General features: G+C 41.6%; 24 protein-coding genes. 10 read left to right on the top strand and 14 right to left on the bottom strand.

Annotated features, from left to right (window positions below):
• Positions 1-2 precede the first annotated feature (2 nt).
• Genes CSV80_RS00595 through rpmG form a run of 3 tightly spaced genes read right to left on the bottom strand, consistent with a single transcriptional unit; the run spans position 3 to position 970 of the window.
• On the bottom strand, positions 3-188 hold the full coding sequence (locus tag CSV80_RS00595; protein ID WP_083030629.1) for a YqgQ family protein: 186 nt from the start codon (positions 186-188) through the stop codon (positions 3-5).
• The gene (locus CSV80_RS00590; RefSeq protein ID WP_029054518.1) at positions 181-765 is read right to left on the bottom strand and encodes a 5-formyltetrahydrofolate cyclo-ligase; all 585 of its coding nucleotides are present in this window, start codon (positions 763-765) and stop codon (positions 181-183) included. The genes CSV80_RS00595 and CSV80_RS00590 overlap by 8 nt, the downstream gene beginning before the upstream one ends.
• 55 nt (positions 766-820) lie before the next feature.
• Positions 821-970, bottom strand: a complete 150-nt coding sequence (gene rpmG, locus CSV80_RS00585) for a 50S ribosomal protein L33 (RefSeq protein WP_029054517.1) — start codon at positions 968-970, stop codon at positions 821-823.
• A gap of 174 nt (positions 971-1144) precedes the next feature.
• Here rpmG and CSV80_RS00580 point away from each other — a divergent pair, with 174 nt between their 5' ends.
• Together CSV80_RS00580 and CSV80_RS00575 are read left to right on the top strand one after the other, a co-directional pair.
• Positions 1145-1504: a hypothetical protein gene (locus CSV80_RS00580; protein WP_099669150.1), complete on the top strand. Its 360-nt coding sequence runs from the start codon at positions 1145-1147 to the stop codon at positions 1502-1504.
• Positions 1501-1950, top strand: coding sequence for an endolytic transglycosylase MltG (locus tag CSV80_RS00575; RefSeq protein WP_099669149.1), 450 nt, complete (start codon positions 1501-1503; stop codon positions 1948-1950). Before CSV80_RS00580 ends, CSV80_RS00575 begins: the two co-directional genes overlap by 4 nt.
• A gap of 52 nt (positions 1951-2002) precedes the next feature.
• Here CSV80_RS00575 and CSV80_RS00570 read toward each other — a convergent pair whose 3' ends face one another.
• From CSV80_RS00570 to CSV80_RS00555, 4 genes are all read right to left on the bottom strand, one after another.
• On the bottom strand, positions 2003-4153 hold the full coding sequence (locus CSV80_RS00570; RefSeq protein ID WP_233201483.1) for a peptidoglycan D,D-transpeptidase FtsI family protein: 2151 nt from the start codon (positions 4151-4153) through the stop codon (positions 2003-2005).
• A 99-nt stretch (positions 4154-4252) separates the two neighbouring features.
• Positions 4253-4861, bottom strand: coding sequence for a superoxide dismutase (locus tag CSV80_RS00565; RefSeq protein ID WP_029054514.1), 609 nt, complete (start codon positions 4859-4861; stop codon positions 4253-4255).
• Positions 4862-4948: 87 nt separating this feature from the next.
• Positions 4949-5431: a DUF456 domain-containing protein gene (locus CSV80_RS00560; protein ID WP_029054513.1), complete on the bottom strand. Its 483-nt coding sequence runs from the start codon at positions 5429-5431 to the stop codon at positions 4949-4951.
• Between the two features lie 20 nt (positions 5432-5451).
• A complete protein-coding gene (locus CSV80_RS00555; RefSeq protein WP_099669148.1) occupies positions 5452-7083 on the bottom strand; it encodes a Na/Pi cotransporter family protein in 1632 nt (543 codons plus the stop codon).
• A 242-nt stretch (positions 7084-7325) separates the two neighbouring features.
• On the opposite strand from CSV80_RS00555, the gene CSV80_RS00550 reads away from it, so the two are divergent.
• The 5 genes from CSV80_RS00550 (at position 7326) to CSV80_RS00530 (ending at position 10880) form a co-directional block, all read left to right on the top strand.
• Positions 7326-7829: a DUF1189 family protein gene (locus CSV80_RS00550; RefSeq protein WP_099669147.1), complete on the top strand. Its 504-nt coding sequence runs from the start codon at positions 7326-7328 to the stop codon at positions 7827-7829.
• Positions 7830-7875: 46 nt separating this feature from the next.
• Positions 7876-8220: a hypothetical protein gene (locus CSV80_RS00545; protein WP_029054510.1), complete on the top strand. Its 345-nt coding sequence runs from the start codon at positions 7876-7878 to the stop codon at positions 8218-8220.
• 55 nt (positions 8221-8275) lie between these two features.
• Entirely contained in the window at positions 8276-9403 is a 1128-nt protein-coding gene (gene ispG / locus CSV80_RS00540) for a flavodoxin-dependent (E)-4-hydroxy-3-methylbut-2-enyl-diphosphate synthase (protein ID WP_037562033.1), read from the top strand.
• Complete coding sequence (locus CSV80_RS00535; RefSeq protein ID WP_099669146.1) at positions 9400-9990, top strand: 5' nucleotidase, NT5C type; 591 nt, start codon at positions 9400-9402, stop codon at positions 9988-9990. The genes ispG and CSV80_RS00535 overlap by 4 nt, the downstream gene beginning before the upstream one ends.
• Positions 9991-10130: 140 nt before the next feature.
• A complete protein-coding gene (locus CSV80_RS00530; RefSeq protein ID WP_099669145.1) occupies positions 10131-10880 on the top strand; it encodes a sulfite exporter TauE/SafE family protein in 750 nt (249 codons plus the stop codon).
• 65 nt (positions 10881-10945) lie between these two features.
• Here CSV80_RS00530 and CSV80_RS00525 read toward each other — a convergent pair whose 3' ends face one another.
• Genes CSV80_RS00525 through CSV80_RS00515 form a run of 3 tightly spaced genes read right to left on the bottom strand, consistent with a single transcriptional unit; the run spans position 10946 to position 12985 of the window.
• Entirely contained in the window at positions 10946-11362 is a 417-nt protein-coding gene (locus CSV80_RS00525) for a Fur family transcriptional regulator (protein WP_099669144.1), read from the bottom strand.
• A gap of 25 nt (positions 11363-11387) precedes the next feature.
• A complete protein-coding gene (locus CSV80_RS00520) occupies positions 11388-12218 on the bottom strand; it encodes a metal ABC transporter permease (protein WP_099669143.1) in 831 nt (276 codons plus the stop codon).
• Positions 12215-12985 carry a metal ABC transporter ATP-binding protein gene (locus CSV80_RS00515; RefSeq protein WP_029054707.1) on the bottom strand — a complete coding sequence of 257 codons (771 nt, stop codon included), beginning with the start codon at positions 12983-12985 and terminating at the stop codon, positions 12215-12217. The genes CSV80_RS00520 and CSV80_RS00515 overlap by 4 nt, the downstream gene beginning before the upstream one ends.
• Before the next feature lie 99 nt (positions 12986-13084).
• On the opposite strand from CSV80_RS00515, the gene CSV80_RS00510 reads away from it, so the two are divergent.
• The gene (locus CSV80_RS00510) at positions 13085-13327 is read left to right on the top strand and encodes a hypothetical protein (RefSeq protein ID WP_099669142.1); all 243 of its coding nucleotides are present in this window, start codon (positions 13085-13087) and stop codon (positions 13325-13327) included.
• A gap of 33 nt (positions 13328-13360) precedes the next feature.
• On the opposite strand, the gene CSV80_RS00505 is transcribed toward CSV80_RS00510, so the two are convergent.
• Both CSV80_RS00505 and CSV80_RS00500 read right to left on the bottom strand, forming a co-directional pair.
• Positions 13361-14263, bottom strand: coding sequence for a deoxyribonuclease IV (locus CSV80_RS00505; protein WP_099669141.1), 903 nt, complete (start codon positions 14261-14263; stop codon positions 13361-13363).
• On the bottom strand, positions 14260-15555 hold the full coding sequence (locus CSV80_RS00500; protein WP_029054704.1) for a DEAD/DEAH box helicase: 1296 nt from the start codon (positions 15553-15555) through the stop codon (positions 14260-14262). The genes CSV80_RS00505 and CSV80_RS00500 overlap by 4 nt, the downstream gene beginning before the upstream one ends.
• 109 nt (positions 15556-15664) lie before the next feature.
• Between CSV80_RS00500 and vrrA the strand changes: the two genes are divergently transcribed.
• Both vrrA and CSV80_RS00490 read left to right on the top strand, forming a co-directional pair.
• Positions 15665-16114, top strand: coding sequence for a VrrA/YqfQ family protein (gene vrrA, locus CSV80_RS00495; protein ID WP_099669140.1), 450 nt, complete (start codon positions 15665-15667; stop codon positions 16112-16114).
• 69 nt (positions 16115-16183) lie between these two features.
• Entirely contained in the window at positions 16184-17149 is a 966-nt protein-coding gene (locus CSV80_RS00490) for a 4-hydroxy-3-methylbut-2-enyl diphosphate reductase (protein ID WP_029054703.1), read from the top strand.
• 37 nt (positions 17150-17186) lie between these two features.
• Here CSV80_RS00490 and CSV80_RS00485 read toward each other — a convergent pair whose 3' ends face one another.
• Both CSV80_RS00485 and CSV80_RS00480 read right to left on the bottom strand, forming a co-directional pair.
• A complete protein-coding gene (locus CSV80_RS00485) occupies positions 17187-18308 on the bottom strand; it encodes a Nif3-like dinuclear metal center hexameric protein (RefSeq protein ID WP_099669139.1) in 1122 nt (373 codons plus the stop codon).
• Complete coding sequence (locus CSV80_RS00480) at positions 18295-19002, bottom strand: tRNA (adenine(22)-N(1))-methyltransferase (protein ID WP_099671848.1); 708 nt, start codon at positions 19000-19002, stop codon at positions 18295-18297. The genes CSV80_RS00485 and CSV80_RS00480 overlap by 14 nt, the downstream gene beginning before the upstream one ends.
• Between the last annotated feature and the right edge of the window lie 107 nt (positions 19003-19109).

The following is a 19109-nucleotide window of genomic DNA, read 5'->3' as shown; positions in this document are numbered from 1 at the left end:
TGTTAGCTCGTTTGTTCTCTTCTCAAAACAAGCAATGCTTGAATATATGTTTGTTGATCAATAAATTGATGGTCATACAGTTCTTTGACTTCGGACTCCATCACCATGCTGTCCTGTCTTTTATCGCCTGTATAAATGATTACACCAAAACGTTTAAGCAATTTCATCACGTCATAAAATTCATTCATTTTCTTCACGAGCTTTCTGACAATCTATAATATGTTCGTCTGTGTAAATATAGGACACCGGAACATCGTGCGGCTCCCTAACTATATTATGACGGATTTGACAGTCAAATGCCAGTGATATCGTTTGAAATGGAAAATTTATCAAATAACGATCGTAGTAACCGCCACCGAATCCAATACGATAACCAGTCTCTGAATACACGACACCCGGTACAATTTGCAAGTCTATGTCTTCAGGTTTTATAGGCTCTGTCAGATCAATCTTCGGCTCTTTTAAATCCATATAAACCACTTCTGTTTGATCAAATGAATTGATCAGACGAAAATCCATTTCTCTCGTAGAAGAAATACATCGTGGAATCGCAATTCGCTTTCCAGCTTGCCAGGCGGTTTCTATCAAACGATGCGTGTCCACTTCCGGAAATCTGGATAATGTGATTCCGATGGTCTCTGCATGCTTAAATTCATCCGAAGCAAGAACTTTATCTCTTATAATGGCTGATTTCCGTTCGTGATCAGATGGAGTTAATTGATGTAATTGCTGTATAACCTGTTTTCGAAGAAGCTGCTTTTCCACTGTATTACCTCCCGTAAGAAAAAACCAAAACCGAAGCAGGTTTTGGTTTTAATGATTATTTCGTTTCACGGTGCAAAGTTTGCTTTTTTTCACGTGAGCAATATTTCATCATTTCAATACGTTCTGGATTGTTACGCTTGTTTTTCTTAGTAATATAATTACGCTCTGCACATTCTGTACAAGCGAGTGTTACGTTTACGCGCATTACTGTCCCTCCCACTCAATAGCTATAGATATAAGTAAAACATGAGCATGATCTATACGACTAATATATTATACCATAGTTTTATTCATTGTACAGTAAAAAATATTCAATTATCATTCATCATATGCTTATGGTATTATGAAGGAAAATCTAGTTATTTTGGAGGGAAACGGTATGGATATCCCCTTAATCTTACTCAGCATTGGTGTATTGGCTGTCATTCTTTCATTTTTAGTGGGAAATAAGACTCGTGCAATCGATGATGAGTTGGAAAATGTATCGATCAGTCTCCATCAGGAAACGAGTAATCTAAAAAAGAGAGTACGATTGCTTGAAGAAGAATTGATGGTCGCATCCCCTGCTCCAGAACCCATTGCAGTAGCACCTCAAAAACCAATACACGCAATTATTGTTAATCAAATTACCTCCCTTCACAAGCAAGGCTATACGATCCCCGAGATTGCAAAACGCGCTTCACTCAGTGAAAAGGAAGTAACTGAAGTGCTACATTCTAAAGGAGTGCGGTTGTCATGATCAAGGAAGTATTGCGCGCTGTAGGTATTGGTTGTTTGATAGCCGGCGGTATTTTGTATTTTGTACAGCAGCAAACATCTGAAGGTGCGCTGCAAAAACAATTGGCTGATTCTAAAGAAGAAATAGCTATCCTTAAAAAGGAACTTGCAGTTTCACAGACATTGTCACGGAGAGAATCTATTCGTAAACCGGAATCCGAACAAGAAACGATTCCAGCTGAAGATGAAGCGGATGAAATTGTTACAAAGAGTTTTACCGTAAAAGCAGGCATTACACCCGCCGAACTATCGCGGGAGTTAGAAAACGAAAAGTTAATACAAGATGCCGAAGCATTTGAACTATATATAATGGAAAATGAATATACTCGAAAAATCAAAACCGGCACATATGAATTACGCTCTGATATGCGCTTTCCGGAGATTGCTAGAATCTTTTTACACTTATAAAATAAAAGACGAAAACCAATTGGTTTTCGTCTTTTATTTTGATTGACCCTGTTTACTTCTGTATTCTCACATCCGGAGATGCACCGTCTGCTTTTGCGTTTCTCTGCCTTTTCTGTTCAAAATATACATCCAGTGCTTCTTTGGCGATTTCACTTGCTGTTGCGGATGGATAGCGTTTTGTATTCGTCGAAATATAAGGGACAATTACTGAATACGCAACTTCCGGTTTGTCCGCTGGAGCGTACCCTACATGAGACAGGTTGATTGTCGGAATAACAGGGTTGGATTTATTACCCGTATAATAAAACGATTCTGCGGTACCCGTCTTTCCCGCTCCCGTATACGGCGCACCCGCTAGTAATCCAGAAGCTGTACCGTTCGCGCCGTAGTATACGTAATGCATACCTTTCTTTACTTGATCGATTTCCGCTTGGGAGTTTTTCAGGTGATTCAACACTTTTACAGGTGTTTCCTCAATTAGTTCGCCAAGTATCTCCCCGTCTGGAGAAGGTTCACGGATTTCCTTTAAAATCTTCGGTGCTATTCGATTACCGTCAGCTGCAATGGTCGCAACATATTGTGCCATTTGCAAAGGAGTATACGTATCAAACTGTCCAATCGAGAAGTCAAGAAGTTTTCCGGGGATTGTTTCAGTACCGGTTACCCCAGTATATTCACCTGGTAAATCAATTCCTGTTTTAACACCCAATCCAAATGCCGCAAAGTTCTCTCGGAATGTATCAAAGGCTTTCTTGTCAATTGGTAATCCTTGACCTGGTCGGTATGTTGCTTTTCCTAATCCCATTGCAATGCGGAACATATATACGTTAGACGACCGACCGATAGCGGCAATATCGTTTAATGCCACTCGACCATTTGGATTAAACAATGACCGTTTGTATCTGCCACCAATATTGATCGGTTGGTCAATTTTCACCTCACCGATTCTTGCAGCTCCTTCATTATAACCTGTAAGCATCGTCGCCAATTTCACGGTGGATCCGACTTCATACGCTGAAGTAAACGTACCATATGTGTAATCTTGTATCGTCCATCGCCCTGTCGATTCGTCCTTTACTACTTTCTTACCGACAAGTGACAATATTTCTCCGTTATTCGGGTCTAGCATGACAAGGAACGCTGATTCTAACGCACTTGTATTCGGACCTTGTTTTAAGCGCAATAATTTATTGGATACAACATCTTCAAGCGCCTTCTGCAATTCGGTATCCGTAGTCAAGACCAGATCTTTACCTGGCTTTCCTTCTTTCACCGTTTTTGTTTCAACGACTTTTCCTGTGCGGTCTTTGATATTTTTCACTATCGTTTTTTGACCTTTTAGTAAGTCTTCATAATACAATTCCAAATAACTTCGTCCGACGCGATCATTACGCGAATAATCTCTCGCTAGAAAATAGTTTATGTGAGAACGCGGAATTCCTTCTACCGGACTCGTTGTAGATCCTAGAATCGCACTATCGGATTTCTTGACCCGATCCCAGTCCGTAGTCGTATTGACGCCCGGCAGTTGATCCAACCTTTCAGACACAACAGCAAGTTCTTGATCGGTCACGCCATCGCTTTTGATAATTTGTGGTGAGTAGGCATAACCTGCCATCATTTCTCGATAAATTGCGAGTACTTCAACATCTTCCGCTGACAATGTAGCTAGTTCTTCGTCCGTGATTCGGTCACGCGTCAGCTGGTTAATCTCTCGTTGGATATCTTTTTGAGATTTATTGTCATCTTTACTGAGCTCTGCTTGCTCTTTCTTAGGTACTTTCTCTGCTGCTTTAACAGGGTTCAATAAAATCCAAAAATCTCGTTTGTCGCCCATTGTGACACGTTGTGTATCCTGATCAATCAACTTGGCAATTTTTCTTGCCAGCGCAAGCATTTCTTTCGTCGTCGTGGAAGATGTTTTCGTATACGTGATAGCATTTTTCGCTTCATTGTCTATGAGCACTTTTCCCGAGCGATCGAAGATTCTTCCACGCGGCGTGCTCGTGTTGACCGCAATCTCCTCGGTTCGTTCAAGACTGCGTGCATAATCTTCTCCCTTGACGATTTGCATATAACCTAAACGGAATATAAGTAAGGAAAAAAGGACAAAAATCGCTACAAATAAAAAATTCATTCGAAATGCAATATGTTGACGTTGACTCGTTTTTAGCGGCTCCGTCTTTTTCTGGTTTCTCTTCAACAGGAATCTCCTTTCTTAGGAAGTTTATGTATAAGAATTATAGCATGAAAATAATAAAGAACACACATCTAGACGAACTAGATGTGTGTCAGGTTTCAATTACTTATTGTCTTGGTAACGCTTTTCCACTTCATCCCAGTTTACTACGTTCCAGAATGCTGAAATATAGTCAGGACGACGGTTTTGATAGTTTAAGTAGTATGCATGCTCCCAAACGTCCAAACCTAGTAATGGTGTTTTACCATCCATATAAGGTGAGTCTTGGTTAGGAGTTGATGTTACTTCAATTTCACCGTTGTTTACAACAAGCCAAGCCCAACCTGAACCGAAGCGAGTTGTTGCAGCTTTAGCGAACTCTTCTTTGAAAGCGTCAAAGCTACCGAACTTCTTGTCGATTGCTTCTGCAACTTCTCCAGTTGGGTTGCCGCCACCGTTTGGTGAAAGGATCGTCCAGAACAATGAGTGGTTAGAGTGCCCACCACCGTTATTGCGGACTGCTGTACGCTTGTCCTCTGGAACCTTGTCCAAGTTTGCAACTAACTCGTCAACAGGCATATTAAGAAGTTCTTCGTGACCTTCTAATGCATTGTTTACGTTTGTTACGTACGTGTTGTGGTGTTTCGTGTGATGGATGTTCATCGTTTCTTTGTCGATGTGTGGCTCCAACGCATCATATGCGTATGGTAGTTCTGGTAATGTATAAGCCATTTTCCATTCCTCCTCTAATTTATCTCTGTTTTGCCCTACCTCTTCACATTATCAAAATATGAGTCAGCATTCAAAGAAAATGGACTGTTAACGGAGAAAAAATAGAAAAATGACAATCATGACCACCATAATAATACCTTTTACAACAACGGATGTCAGAAAACCAACAACAGAGCCGATTCCTGTGCGGAAAGCCTGTTTGATACTTGTACGAGTAAATATCAGTTCTGCAATAATGGCACCAAGAAAAGGTCCAGCTAGAATACCAACGACAGGAATGACGAATGGACCTATGAGCAGTCCAATCGTACTTCCCCACATACCTGCTTTGCTGCCTCCGAAGCGTTTAACACCGACGAGATTAGCGAGTGTATCCGCTCCGAACAATAACAAAACGAATAATACTTGAATCACCCAAAACAACCACGTTAACTCCTCAAATGAAACGAACGCTCCATAAAGCAGGAAACCCGCCAATATAAATACAACAGATGGAATGACAGGGTAGATCAATCCGACAAACGCGATCGCGAACATGATAATTGCCAATGTCCAACCGATCCATAACATAGCTGTCACTCCTTATTTCATTATACGTGCTTGCCTAAAATTGCTTCCGCAATGTTTACTGCATGGTCACCAATTCGCTCAAGGTTCGAAACGATATCGACAAATACCATGCCAGCTTGTGCACTACAATGTCCTTCATTCAAACGGACAATATGATTTTTACGGAATCGGCGTTCCATGTTATCAATTAGATCTTCTTTCTCTGATACGACACGCGCTAGATCTGTATCGTCTGAGTCTAATGATTCAATCGCTTTTTGAACGGTTTCAATTGTCAATGTAAACATTTCTGATAGATCTTCCATCGCATCATCTGTCAGCTTCAATTTATTGGTTTCACGTAAATCTATTAGCTCGATGATGTTTTCAAAATGGTCACCAATTCGCTCGATATCCCGGACAGTATCCATCAATAAGACGTGCCGTCCAGATTCAGCTGGCGAAACGATGACTACAGATACTTCTACTAAGTAATCTGTAATTTTACGGTCGAGATTATTGATGGCATCTTCAATTTGATACGCTGTTTCCGCATATTTTTTCTGACCTGTCTTCAAATACTCGAACGATTCCTGAAGACCTCGGACACTGAAATCACCCATTCGGACAATTTCTTCCTTGGCTTGTCCTATCGCTACAGCTGGTGATTGTGTGATGAAGCGACGGTCGAGATGTTTCGGTTTATACTCGATCGTCACATCCTCGCCCGGTATCATCTTCGTAACGAGATATGCCCAAGCACCGATGAACGGAAATTGTAGGACGGTATTGGCGATGTTGAATGAACCGTGCGCAAATGCGATTTGCATCTTGCTTTCGAGATTCAAGACACTCGCCATCCATTCAACATACGCTGTAAATGGTATGAGTAGGATCATAAAGACAATGGTACCGACTATATTGAATAGTACGTGAACAGCTGCCGCTCGTCTTGCTGCAACAGATGCCCCTAGTGCCGCAAGTACTGCAGTAATTGTCGTTCCGATGTTATCACCGAATAAAATCGGCAATGCAGCCTGCATTGTAACCAAGTCTTCAGCGAATAGTCCTTGCAAGATTCCGACAGTCGCACTGGAGCTCTGTACGATTAGCGTGAAGATTGTTCCCGCTACAACACCCAGCAATGAATGTTCACTCATTGCTAGTGTGAAATCAGCAAATGCTTCTAATGATCGTAATGGCTTCATTCCGTCACTCATTAATTCAAGTCCTAAGAACAATCCACCGAAACCGAAGATGACTTCTCCTAGGTTTTTAATTTTGGCCTTACGCACGAAGAAAATTAAAAAGGCACCTAATGCCATGATCGGTAATGCATATGCACCGACGTCTAGACCAATAATAAACGCAGTCACAGTCGTACCGATATTGGCGCCCATAATGACGCCGATTGCCTGACGGAGTGTCATGAAACCAGCACTTACCAGACCAACAGTAATAACAGTTGTTCCGGAACTAGACTGGATTAACACTGTTACGATAATACCGACAAGAATCCCCATAAATGGATTGGTAGTAAAACGGTCTAAGATCGCACGAAGTCTGTCCCCTGCAGCCTTTTGCAATCCATCCCCCATGTACTTAATTGCGAATAGGAAAATTCCTAAGCCTCCAAGAAATTGGAATGCCACTTCTTGCCAGTTCACTTCCATTTAAATGTCAACCTCCATCAAACGTTTTATGTATGATTTCTAACTGCCCTTCACCTCTTGATATTCGCGTGAAGTTTCAACCTATTATGAGAGTTGTATACGTCAATTGTAAAGTGTCCTACCGCAATCTTTACATCACCTTAACAATGCGGCAATAAAATGTCATAAGAATGTCGAAATTTCTGCAAAGCAGTATGTTTTAAAAAAATGGTAGACTATATGTAGAAAGGGAGGCCGGCTCAGTGAAATTCCATCAACTTTTCAAAGCTTCTTTACATGAACCGAAAAAACTTGCGGCATTTCGCTTGTTATCGATCGGTAAAGTCATTCAATACATATTCGTGTTTATCTTTCTTTACACCGGTGTATCGTTTTTGCAATTTGTCATAGGCGATCACACACTGTTCCAGTCATCTCCTGAATTAGCGGAAATCAGCGAAACGATCGGCTTTTTGATCTATCCAATCGCATTTGTCCTGCAATTGGTCATTATTACGTCGTATTTATTTATTCGCATCAGTATTTTTGCTATCATAGGGGTATTGCTATTGAAACTATTGCATCGCCGAGGCGAATTCCGTTTTATGTGGCGAACGGCAGCGATTGCTGCAACATTACCCATTTTGCTGACGATGGCATTTGAATTTGTTCCCTCTATCCAATCGTATAGCCTGTCGATCGCATCGTTAGTCCATCTTCTCTACGTGTGGAGGGCAGCAGTCTATTATCCAAAACAACCACGATGAATAGACTTCCTCTTGTCTGCATAGTGTAGAGCAGGAGGGATGCATGATGAGAATTTTACTGATCGCACTTGCTGTATTTTGTACAGTTCATTTTGTACGAATGGATTTAACGGAAGGGACAATCCCTCTTGCAGCCTTTTTTGAAGATGAATCGTCCTGTATAGAGGAAACGCCAAATCATTCAATTGCCATTCGAGTGGTTGAAGGTGATACAATAGAATCGTTATTCGCATTATATCCAGATTCAACACAAAACTTTCTTGAGAGGTTGGAGCAATTTTATTCCATGAACCCTCATCTCGAACGCCAACAATTTGTAGCTGGCGAACAAATTAAGCTGCCGATTGGTGAACAAATAGAATCTGTTTGCGAAGAAGGCGAAAAAAGATAACTTTATATTCCATCTATATACGATGGTATTTACTCATTTGAAGGAGAGAGACATAATGACTGAAATGATTCATCGTTCCAATACCCGTCCCGTAAAAGTTGGCAATTTAACTATCGGGGGAAGCAATGAGCTGTTTATGCAAAGCATGACGACGACAAAAACACATGATGTCGAAGCAACAGTTGCAGAAATTAAACGCTTGGAGGATGCAGGCTGCCAAATCGTACGTGTAGCATGTCCCGATGAGCGTGCTGCGTATTCGATTGGTGAAATCAAAAAGCAAATCAATATTCCGTTAGTAGTGGATATTCATTTTGACTATAAATTAGCATTGATTGCAATAGAACAAGGTGCAGATAAAATCCGTATCAACCCGGGTAATATCGGCCGTAAAGAAAAAGTAGAAGCTGTTGTTAACGCAGCAAAAGCAAAAGGCATTCCAATTCGTATCGGTGTCAACGCAGGTTCACTAGAGAGAAAAATTCTAGAGAAGTACGGCTACCCTACTGCAGAAGGTATGGTTGAAAGTGCATTGCATCATATCAAAATCCTTGAAGATTTGGATTTCCATGATATTATCGTGTCACTTAAAGCATCTGACGTTAACTTGGCGATCGAAGCGTATAAGCTTGCAGCTGCAGCATTCGATTATCCATTGCACTTAGGTATTACAGAATCTGGTACGTTATTCGCGGGATCGATTAAAAGTGCAGCAGGACTTGGTTCCCTTCTATCAGCAGGTATCGGTAACACGCTGCGCGTATCGTTAAGTGCGGATCCAATTCAGGAAATCAAAGTTGCGAAAGAGTTACTGAAAGTGTTCGGCTTATCATCTAACGCTGCGACATTAATTTCTTGTCCAACATGCGGTCGTATTGAAATCGACTTAATTTCTATTGCCAATGAAGTAGAAGAATATATCTCGAACATTAAAGCACCGTTGAAAGTAGCAGTTCTTGGCTGTGCGGTAAACGGCCCAGGTGAAGCACGTGAAGCGGATATCGGTATCGCTGGTGCTCGAGGTGAAGGATTGCTCTTCATGCATGGTAAAACTGTACGAAAAGTTCCCGAAGAGACAATGGTCGAAGAATTGAAAAAAGAAATCGATATTTTGGCTGAGGAATATTTCGAGAAGAAGAGACAAGAAGAAGCACTTGCAGCACAAGGTAGCGTTTCTGAATGAGGGACATACGTTTCGGGATCGACATTGACGGAACGGTAACCTGTCCTACAGCGCTTCTCCCTCATATCAATAAACGTTTCGGTTCTAATCTGACACTCGATGATATTAAAGAGTATGACTTGACGAAGGCGTTTGATGTAGATCCTATACAGTTTGGGCAATGGTACAAGGAAACGGAAGATTTGATCTATCAGACTTCCCCAGCGCAGCAGTTTGCGAAAGAAGTACTAACGAACTGGAAAAAGCAGTATGAGTTATTCTATATTTCAGCACGCGGTAACAACGTCTTGGAATGTACGACGAACTGGTTCCATGAGCAACAAATACCTTATGACCACGTAGAGTTGATTGGCACTCATCATAAAATTGAGGCAGCTAAGCAATTCAACGTAGATGTATTTTTCGAGGACAAGCATGACAATGCGGTAGGAATCCATGAAGAATTGGATATTCCGGTGTTCTTGTTTGATACTCCTTATAATCAGGATCCGATTCCTGAAGGCGTCATACGAGTAGCGAATTGGAAACAAGCTGATCAGTACGTTAGACAGCTGTTTCATGAGACGGAAATGATGAAGAGCAAGTAATTGGTAGAGCATCGCATATTGCGGTGCTCTTTTTTTCGTAGTATTCTTGTATATCTTCATCTTACTTTGAACTAGATTTGTATGTTAAAATGTAGTAGACAATTATTACACAAAATAGTAGATATCGAGGTTTTTTGTTCATGTCTGTCAATCTTATCGTATTAGTAATACTTGCCGTGTTTATTGGTGCTTTGTCGCGTGCCACATTCGGTTTCGGTGAAGCAGTTGTCAGTATGCCATTGCTCGCATTATTATCAGTAGACTTGCACACGTCTATTTCTTTAATAGGCTTAGTCGGACTCACGGTGGCGTTATTTACAGTAGTTTCAGAATGGCGTCATGCGGACCGTCAGGCTTTACTTCGCTTAGTCATAGGTGCTTTAGCAGGAATCCCTGTAGGTATTGTATTGGTCGTCAAACTCCCTGATACGTTAATTACTATTGCACTCGGGGTCTTTTTAATTCTTTATGGTTCATATTCATTTGGCAAGATTCTATTACAACATACTACTACTTCAGAAAGACTGAAGGCGAAGTTCTGGTCATGGCCAGTTGGATTTGTCTCCGGTGTTCTAGGAAGTGCTTATAATACACACGGTGTGCCTGTAGTAGTGTACGGTACGTTAAGACGTTGGGAACCTAAGCGTTTTCGCGGAACCTTGCAAGCCCATTTTCTTATTACAGGTACATTTATAGTTGCTGGACAAGCTTTGGGAGGGCTATGGTCAAAAGATGTATTTATATTATACGGGTACTCTTTCCCGACTGTAATACTCGCAACATGGCTCGGGATGTTTATACAACGTTGTATTCCAAATGAAAAATTTATACGGTATGTATTTCTTCTTCTAACACTACTAGGGGCTATCTTATTATTTACTTCCATTTGAATTCTGTTCAATAAAAAAAGGCGGCACATCATGAACAAAATGATGTACCGCCTTTTTTATTTAAACTACCCTACTTTACACTTCGGACATCTGCCATAAATTTCAAACTTATGCCCTTCTATTTCATACTCTGACAAATTGACCGTTACACTATCCATCGGGCAAATCGGAATGGATTTCGTGCCACCACACGCTGTACAAATGAAATGGTGGTGATGATGATCCGTTGCACATTGCATCCGGAAAAGTCGCTCGCCGTTCAGTTCTGTTTCATCTAAAATACCAAGCTTTGAGAACATCGCAAGATTCCGGTAGATCGTATCAAAACTAATGCCCGGATTATCTCGCTCTACTGCCATGCGAACTTCCATAGCCGTCACATATCGATCCACTTCATCAAAAAACCGTAATAAGATTTCTCGATTTTTTGTCCGTTTATAATCATATTTCAATAGAATATCCCATGCTTCATCTATCGACATATTGAAACGCCACCTTTCCTGCTTCTCATGACCGTACTTTTTTCACAAAAAGTACTAACAGTAAAATAAACACCGACGTAACTACAATGGTCCCTCCAGGCGCGATATCTAAGTAATATGCAGAAATCAGTCCGATAACTACGGCGATTTCTCCGAATATTATGGAGTATACTAGTGCACCCTTATAGCTTTTAGCCACTTGAATAGCAGCTGCAACAGGCAATGTCATCAACGAAGACACGAGCAAAATCCCAACAATTCGCATAGATGCACCAATGACTAGTGCTGTGATAATCATAAATGACGCCTGAATGACGCGTTCATTTATCCCCGATACTCTCGCATACTCTGGATCAAACGCCAATGAAAATAACTCTTTATATAAGAAATATATAAATGCGATCACAATAACAGCAATTAAAATTACGATGTATAAATCCTGCCGACTCACAGCAGATACTGATCCAAATAAATAACCAACTAAATCTGTACCGAATCCTTTAGCAAGAGATATGAATATTGCCCCAAAGCCAATTCCAGCAGATAAAATAATCGGAATCGCCAGTTCTTCAAAGCTTTTATACACTCTGCGCAATCGCTCGATTAATAAAGATCCGACTACCGCTGCACCCATCCCTAAATACACTGGATTAAGCGCAGCAAAAAACAATACTTGCTGACTTAAGTAGAGACTGCCCGCAATCCCTGCAAGTGCTACGTGACTGAGCGCATCTGAAATCATTGACATACGACGTACCACGATAAACAATCCGAGCATCGGTGCAATTAAGCCGATGATCAGTCCAGATAATACAGCATTTTGTAAAAACTCGTATGTGAAAATAGCTTCAATCATCTAACCGGCTCCGTTTCTTTTTGATGGAGCCGACGAATAGGATGACCGTACCAGCCCGACAATTCCGTCTCACTCATTTTTTCATAATCTGCATGAACTCCATGGAAATGGATGGAACGATTCAAGCATGCGATATGAGTTGCGAGCTTTGTCACGACATCGATTTCATGTGTCACGAGTAAAATCGCTATTCCATACTCACGATTCAATTCGCTAAGCATAGAATAGAAGGATTCAACATTTTGTCTGTCGATTCCCACTGTTGGCTCATCCATAATCAGCAAATCCGGGTGACTCACGAGGGCTCTTGCAATAAAGACTCGCTGTTGCTGACCTCCTGACAGATCACCTATACTTTCATCTTTACGGTCTGCCATTTTCACTACATGCAACGCGTCGATAGCTCGCTGTTCATCCTCTTTATTGAACCGTTTGAACAGTCCCTTTTTACTCGTTAAACCGCTTTTCACGACTTCCAATACCGTAGCTGGAAACTTCGTCGTAAATGCGTTGGACTTTTGAGAGACGTAACCGATTCGTTGCTGTTGGTTAAACGAATCTATAGGCCCGCCAAACAGTTCAATCGTGCCTTGTGACGGTTTCAGCAATCCTAATATGATTTTTAATAATGTAGATTTACCCGAACCGTTTGGACCGATTAACGCCCAAAACTCCCCTTGTTTCACTTCTAAACTGACATCAGATAGCGCAATGGAATGGTTAAATTTATGCGTAATATGCTCTAAGTTAATAATGGAATTTGTCATATACATATCCCTTCCTTTAATTCGGAATCATTCCGATTACTTTATGAATTATATAGTAAGATGCGAAGGGATACAACCAATTGAGAGGAATTGATGAAGATGGATTTACTTCAGTTAATTCAGGAAATTAAACAACTGACCGATCAAGAAGCTGTTCATTACGCGGCAAGTTACGGTGTGGAATTGTCTATTAAAGAAGTACAGCAGTTACGTCCTTTGCTTGATGAGGTTTCATTCACTTGGCTGTTTACAGGCATTCCTCCCGTATTTATTGAAAAAATCACATCAATCATTGGATACGAGAAAACTATGCTGTATATGGAACAGTATAAACTACAATAAAAAAGCGTTGCAAATATGCAACGCTTTTCATTTTCAATTATTCAATTCTTCTAATCGAGCAGGAGTGAATTGATGATTTTTTAACATGTCAATTTCTACTGCATAAGGTGCTTTTTTATTCGCTTTATCTGTTCCGATAAATGGTGTTTCCAAAATTTTTGGAACCTCTTTAAATGCCGGATGATGAACGATATAAGCTAACGGTTCGAAGCCGATATGCCCCATGCCGATATTTTCGTGGCGATCTTTTCCAGCGCCGCAAATGTTTTTGCTGTCGTTAACGTGGATAACAGAAATACGATCCAGTCCGACAATATGGTTAAATTGATCTAAGACACCTGAGAAGTCATTGACGATATCATACCCTGCATCGTGGACGTGGCATGTATCAAAACATACGGATAAACGTTCGTTATGCTTTACACCGTCGATGATCTTCGCGATTTCGTCAAAACTTCTACCACATTCTGTTCCTTTACCAGCCATCGTTTCAAGTGCGATGCGAACATTTGCGTCTTCAGATAACACTTCATTTAAGCCTTCAATAATTTTGTCGATGCCTGTTTCTGCTCCAGCACCCACATGTGCACCCGGATGGAGGACGATTTGGTTGGCACCAAGCGCTTCAGTACGCTGGATCTCTTGTTGCAAAAAGTCTACGCCCAGACGAAACGTTTCAGGCTTTGTAGTATTCGCAAGGTTGATAATATACGGCGCATGGATGACAAGATTTGATTGACCGTTTTGCTCCATACTCTGTATACCGCTTTCAATATTTAATTCTTCAATTGGTTTACGTCTCGTGTTCTGAGGTGCTCCCGTATAGATCATGAATGTATTGGCTCCATAGCTTAGAGCCTCTTCACTTGAGCCAAGCAGCATCTTTTTACCACTCATGGATACGTGAGAACCTAGAAGGATATCATCTTGTGTCATGATTTCTTCTTTATTCTCCTTTGTCTTCTTTTAAAGTTCTCTTTTTGTTCTGCCATCTTTTTCTTGTAACCCGGCTTTACTTTATCCGGCTTACGAATAAAGGAATCCGCTTTTTTATCAATTTCATCCACTTCACGTACACGTTTCTTACGTGCTTGACGCTCTTTTACTTCAATCCACTCACCATTTTTGACATCTTCGTGAATGAAAGGAATACCAAGCTTTTCAATTTGATTTATCGCATCTTCATCAGACGGTTCGTACAACGTAATCGCATGACCTTGCATGCCTGCACGTGCAGTACGTCCTACGCGGTGAACGAAGAATTCGAGATCATCTGGTAATTCAAAGTTAATAACGTGACTGACACCAGGAATATCGATCCCTCTTGCCGCCAAGTCAGTTGCCACGATGTATTGATACTCTAGATCGCGTACTTGCTTCATAACACGTGTACGTTCTCGTGGTGTTAAATCACCGTGGATTTTTCCAGGCTTATGGCCGTGTTCTGCCAAATAGGTAGCTAGACGATCAGCGTTTTGCTTAGTATTCATGAAGATAATCGCAAGATATGGCTGTAGGGCATCCATCACGTGAAGGAGTTTCTTATTTTTATCCATACTTCTAACAGGAACCAATGAATAACGCATATTCTCCGTCAACGGTTTCTTATCATCCATCCGCACATGAACGGGTGAGTTCATATACTTCGACAAGAATGGCTTAAGTTTCTCAGGAATCGTTGCAGAGAATACATACATGCTGATCTTCTCCGGCATTCTTGAAGCAAACTTATCAATATCTTCAATAAAGCCCATATCAAATGCAAGGTCTGCTTCGTCAATGACAAGCTGAGAAGCTGTGTGGATCGGTAATGCGCCGGTTTCCGACAGATCTTGGATACGTCCTGGTGTACCGACGATGATGTGCGGTGTGCTCTTCAATCGTTCAGCAGAGCGTTTTTTATCTGTACCGCCAATCAAGATCGCACTTTTGATCTCCGTTCCTTCAATTAGCTTTTTCAATTCATCATGAAGCTGAACAGCTAATTCACGTGTCGGTGCTGTAATGACCGTTTGCAGTTCGTTCTGCTCCGGCTTAAGTTTTTCAACGAGTGGAATTAGGAAACTATGAGATTTCCCTGTTCCTGTATGGGCTTGTCCAATAGCACTTGTGTTTTTCATGATCAATGGAATCATTTCTTTTTGAATCGGTGTTGGTTCTTCAAACCCTAATTTTTGAATGGCTTCCCTCAAAAACGGTTTGAATTGGTAATCAGTAAACTTAGACATATCGTTCCTCCTCTAGATAATTCTTATTGTACCATGATTCGGTGCCATCAGTGGTTTTTTTCGCATAGTATATAGGGGAAACAACTAAAAAATTAGAAAGGAGTTCGTGATGAGATATCAATCATTTTATCCGTTTAGTAATCAGCCACCTCCGTCTAGGATGACACCTGAAACTCCGCCTGTTCAATACAGAGCGCCCACGCCTTTTCCTCAGGGCATGCCGGGCAATTCCAGGGGCATAGGAGAAATGCGTGGCGGTGCTCCACAACAGCAGGCAGGTATGCAAGAAACTGGTCCTTCACGGGCTGATCAATACATGCAAACCGCTAATCGTTTTTTCAATACTGCTCAACAATTCGCACCTTTAGTTCAGCAGTTTGCACCACTTATCCAAAATATACCTGCTATGTGGAGATTATATAAAGGGGTGCAATCTATGCCGGACGCATCGACAGCCTCTGCTGCTTCACGACCAAGTAGTCCGCAAACACCTAGATCCGCACCTTCCCAAGCCACTAATCAGCCATCTATACCACGTATTTTCCAACCTCCCTTCTGAACTCTTTGAATCGTTCACGAATCTCCGCTATAATGAAAGAGAAGTTAATAGAGGAGTGGAGTGGAATAAATGAAAGTACTCAAGATATCACCAAGAGGTTATTGTTATGGTGTAGTTGATGCGATGGTCATTGCGAGGAATGCTGCGCTAGATCCTACCCTGCCGAGACCCATTTATATATTAGGCATGATCGTCCACAACAAACACGTCACAGACGCATTCGAAGAAGATGGAATTATTACGTTGGATGGAGAAAACCGTCTGGAAATCTTACGTAAAGTGGATAAGGGAACAGTGATTTACACGGCACACGGTGTTTCTCCTGAAGTTCGCCAATTAGCGAAAGACAAAGGGTTGGTTGCAATAGATGCAACATGTCCAGACGTTTCTGTTACACATTATTTAATTGAAGAAAAAGTAGCAGAAGGCTATGATATTCTGTATATCGGCAAGAAGCATCACCCAGAACCTGAGGGCGCAATCGGTGTGGCGCCGGATTCTGTTCATTTAATTGAGCGTCTTGAAGACATTGATAAATTAGAGATCACCAATGATAAACTACTGGTTACGAATCAAACCACGATGAGTCAATGGGACGTTGCACATCTCATGGAAGAGTTGGAACGTAAATTCCCTCACATCGAAGTACACCAAGAAATTTGTCTAGCTACGCAAGTCCGCCAAGAAGCTGTAGCAGAACAAGCAGGCGAAGCAGAGTTATTGATTGTTGTTGGAGATCCGAAAAGTAATAACTCTAACCGTTTAACGCAAGTATCTGTAGAAATTGCAAACACACCTTCATACCGCGTCTCAGACGTCTCAGAAATCGATCCGGCATGGCTAATGGGCATTGAGACGGTAGCGGTCACAGCAGGTGCTTCTACACCTACTATAATCGTTAGAGAAGTTATTTCGTTCCTGAACGAATTTGATCAAGAAGACCCTACAACACATCATCCGGAAAGAAAGTTCAAGCTCGAGAAAATCTTGCCGAAAGTCAAGAACCCAACTCCTGTGATCCGGATTGAACCTTAAGTATAGAAAAACCGTCGAGTACGCTCGACGGTTTTATTTATGATAGGAATTGAAATGGCTCTGTAATGACTGTAGATCCAATAAATTCGACCGCTAATTTATTTTCCTTACAAAGGTCTGTCATTTTATTCGCAACGCCAGTAATCATAATTTTTTCGATATTATGACCAGGGTCCACAATGGCAAGATCGAGCGCCTGCGCGTCTTGCGCGACATGATAATACATGTCTCCTGTCACGAGTACATCGGCTCCTTTTCTCTTGGCAGCCGTAATATATTTATTTCCATCTCCACCAAGAACTGCCACTTTATGGATTTTCTTCTCTGGATCACCTACAAAACGTAAAGCTGGAACTCCGAATACATCCTTCACATGTTGTCCAAATTCCTTCAGCGTCATCTCTTTGCCGATTTGTCCGATACGTCCAATCCCTTGCTCATTGATTTTCTGTTGCATCTTGACTATATCAAATGCAGGTTCTTCATAAGGATGTGCGGCAAACATCGCTTTAATGACTTTAGCCTGCTGACTTTCCGGGAAAACGACTTCAATTCGCTCTTCGTCCACCAGCGTCGGCTGGTCTACTTCTCCGATTGTCGGATTCGCTCCAGCAACCGGTGTGAATCGACCAGTGCCTTGTGAGCTGAAACTACATGCCTGGTAATCACCAATCGCGCCCGCTCCTGCACTTGCCAATTTCTGACGTACTGCATCCGCATCTTCTAACGGACAGAATACTGCTAGTTTCATCAAGTGTTCAGAATCTGTAATATCGATCGGTTCCGTCTGCCGTATGCCAAGACGGTCCGCCAACATATCATTGACACCACCTGCCGCAATATCAAGATTGGTATGGGCAGCGTAAACCGCAATATTATGCTTAATACATTTCTCAATCATTTTCCCTTGTGGTGTATCCGTCATAATAGATTTAACAGGGCGGAACAATGGAGGGTGGTGTGCAATGACTAGGCTTGCCCCATTTTCAATTGCTTCATCAATCACTTGCTCGTTGACATCCAGTGTAACAAGAACTTTATCTACAGGACGATTCAACTGACCGATATGCAGTCCAACCGGATCCCCTTCAAATGCAAGCCGTTTCGGTGACCACTTTTCAAATAGCTCAATGATCTGATGTCCATTACTTTTCTTCATGTGCTAACACCTTCCTGACTATTTCCATATTTTCTTGTAAATTTTCTCTTTTCCGCTTAATTTCTTCCGTTTGTTCTGCGTGTTCAAGAGCATTTATGACACGCTTCCATTCAAGCATCTCCCGCTCCCACTTCGCTCGGAATACGTTAGATTGTTTACGGCGTAAAACCGGTCCGACAAGTAAATCCGTTTTTGAGTAATCAGCCGATCCTCTTTCTAGTACAAGAACTTCATAAATTTTACTGTCTTCTAGCAAAATCTCTTCGTCTACAATGCAAAGCCCATTCGCTACAGCCCATTTCCTGATCGCGATCGCGTGCAGATTGGGTTGTAAAATGATTCGCTGTACATGTGTCAGACGGTCCTTGCCCGCTCCTAGAATTGAGGTAATCAATGTACCGCCCATTCCTGCGATCGTTACGGTCTCGACGTTGTCAGCGCCTTCTATCGCCTGCAAGCCGTTTGCTAGGCGCACTTCAATACGGTCCGCAAAACCATTCAATTCTACATTGCGTGTCGCCGCTTCATAGGGACCTGTCACGACTTCTCCTGCAATGGCTTTACGTATCTTTCCTTTGTTCATTAAATAGCACGGTAGATAGGCATGATCACTACCAATATCCGCAAGCACAGTATTCTTTGGAACAAAACTGGCCACCATCGCCAGACGTTCCGATAATTGATTGGTATTCATGGTTCCCCGCCTTTCATTCTTATCTATTGTATATTCGCTACTCATTTCATGCAATGCAAAAGAGCCAGTAAACCGAGAGTTACTCTGGTTTACTGGCTCTTTAAATT

It is taken from the genome of Sporosarcina sp. P12(2017) (assembly GCF_002743035.1).
GTDB lineage: Bacteria > Bacillota > Bacilli > Bacillales_A > Planococcaceae > Sporosarcina > Sporosarcina ureae.
This window is presented reverse-complemented; position numbering and strand designations above follow the sequence as displayed.

Bases quoted from the DNA above. Each gene is read 5' to 3' on its own strand.
- CSV80_RS00595 (WP_083030629.1), bottom strand. From the start codon at position 188: ATGAATGAATTTTATGACGTGATGAAATTGCTTAAACGTTTTGGTGTA.
- rpmG (WP_029054517.1), bottom strand. From the start codon at position 970: ATGCGCGTAAACGTAACACTCGCTTGTACAGAATGTGCAGAGCGTAAT.
- CSV80_RS00580 (WP_099669150.1), top strand. From the start codon at position 1,145: ATGGATATCCCCTTAATCTTACTCAGCATTGGTGTATTGGCTGTCATT.
- CSV80_RS00575 (WP_099669149.1), top strand. From the start codon at position 1,501: ATGATCAAGGAAGTATTGCGCGCTGTAGGTATTGGTTGTTTGATAGCC.
- CSV80_RS00565 (WP_029054514.1), bottom strand. From the start codon at position 4,861: ATGGCTTATACATTACCAGAACTACCATACGCATATGATGCGTTGGAG.
- CSV80_RS00560 (WP_029054513.1), bottom strand. From the start codon at position 5,431: ATGTTATGGATCGGTTGGACATTGGCAATTATCATGTTCGCGATCGCG.
- CSV80_RS00555 (WP_099669148.1), bottom strand. From the start codon at position 7,083: ATGGAAGTGAACTGGCAAGAAGTGGCATTCCAATTTCTTGGAGGCTTA.
- CSV80_RS00545 (WP_029054510.1), top strand. From the start codon at position 7,876: ATGAGAATTTTACTGATCGCACTTGCTGTATTTTGTACAGTTCATTTT.
- ispG (WP_037562033.1), top strand. From the start codon at position 8,276: ATGACTGAAATGATTCATCGTTCCAATACCCGTCCCGTAAAAGTTGGC.
- CSV80_RS00535 (WP_099669146.1), top strand. From the start codon at position 9,400: ATGAGGGACATACGTTTCGGGATCGACATTGACGGAACGGTAACCTGT.
- CSV80_RS00530 (WP_099669145.1), top strand. From the start codon at position 10,131: ATGTCTGTCAATCTTATCGTATTAGTAATACTTGCCGTGTTTATTGGT.
- CSV80_RS00525 (WP_099669144.1), bottom strand. From the start codon at position 11,362: ATGTCGATAGATGAAGCATGGGATATTCTATTGAAATATGATTATAAA.
- CSV80_RS00520 (WP_099669143.1), bottom strand. From the start codon at position 12,218: ATGATTGAAGCTATTTTCACATACGAGTTTTTACAAAATGCTGTATTA.
- CSV80_RS00515 (WP_029054707.1), bottom strand. From the start codon at position 12,985: ATGACAAATTCCATTATTAACTTAGAGCATATTACGCATAAATTTAAC.
- CSV80_RS00510 (WP_099669142.1), top strand. From the start codon at position 13,085: ATGGATTTACTTCAGTTAATTCAGGAAATTAAACAACTGACCGATCAA.
- CSV80_RS00505 (WP_099669141.1), bottom strand. From the start codon at position 14,263: ATGACACAAGATGATATCCTTCTAGGTTCTCACGTATCCATGAGTGGT.
- CSV80_RS00500 (WP_029054704.1), bottom strand. From the start codon at position 15,555: ATGTCTAAGTTTACTGATTACCAATTCAAACCGTTTTTGAGGGAAGCC.
- vrrA (WP_099669140.1), top strand. From the start codon at position 15,665: ATGAGATATCAATCATTTTATCCGTTTAGTAATCAGCCACCTCCGTCT.
- CSV80_RS00490 (WP_029054703.1), top strand. From the start codon at position 16,184: ATGAAAGTACTCAAGATATCACCAAGAGGTTATTGTTATGGTGTAGTT.
- CSV80_RS00485 (WP_099669139.1), bottom strand. From the start codon at position 18,308: ATGAAGAAAAGTAATGGACATCAGATCATTGAGCTATTTGAAAAGTGG.
- CSV80_RS00480 (WP_099671848.1), bottom strand. From the start codon at position 19,002: ATGAATACCAATCAATTATCGGAACGTCTGGCGATGGTGGCCAGTTTT.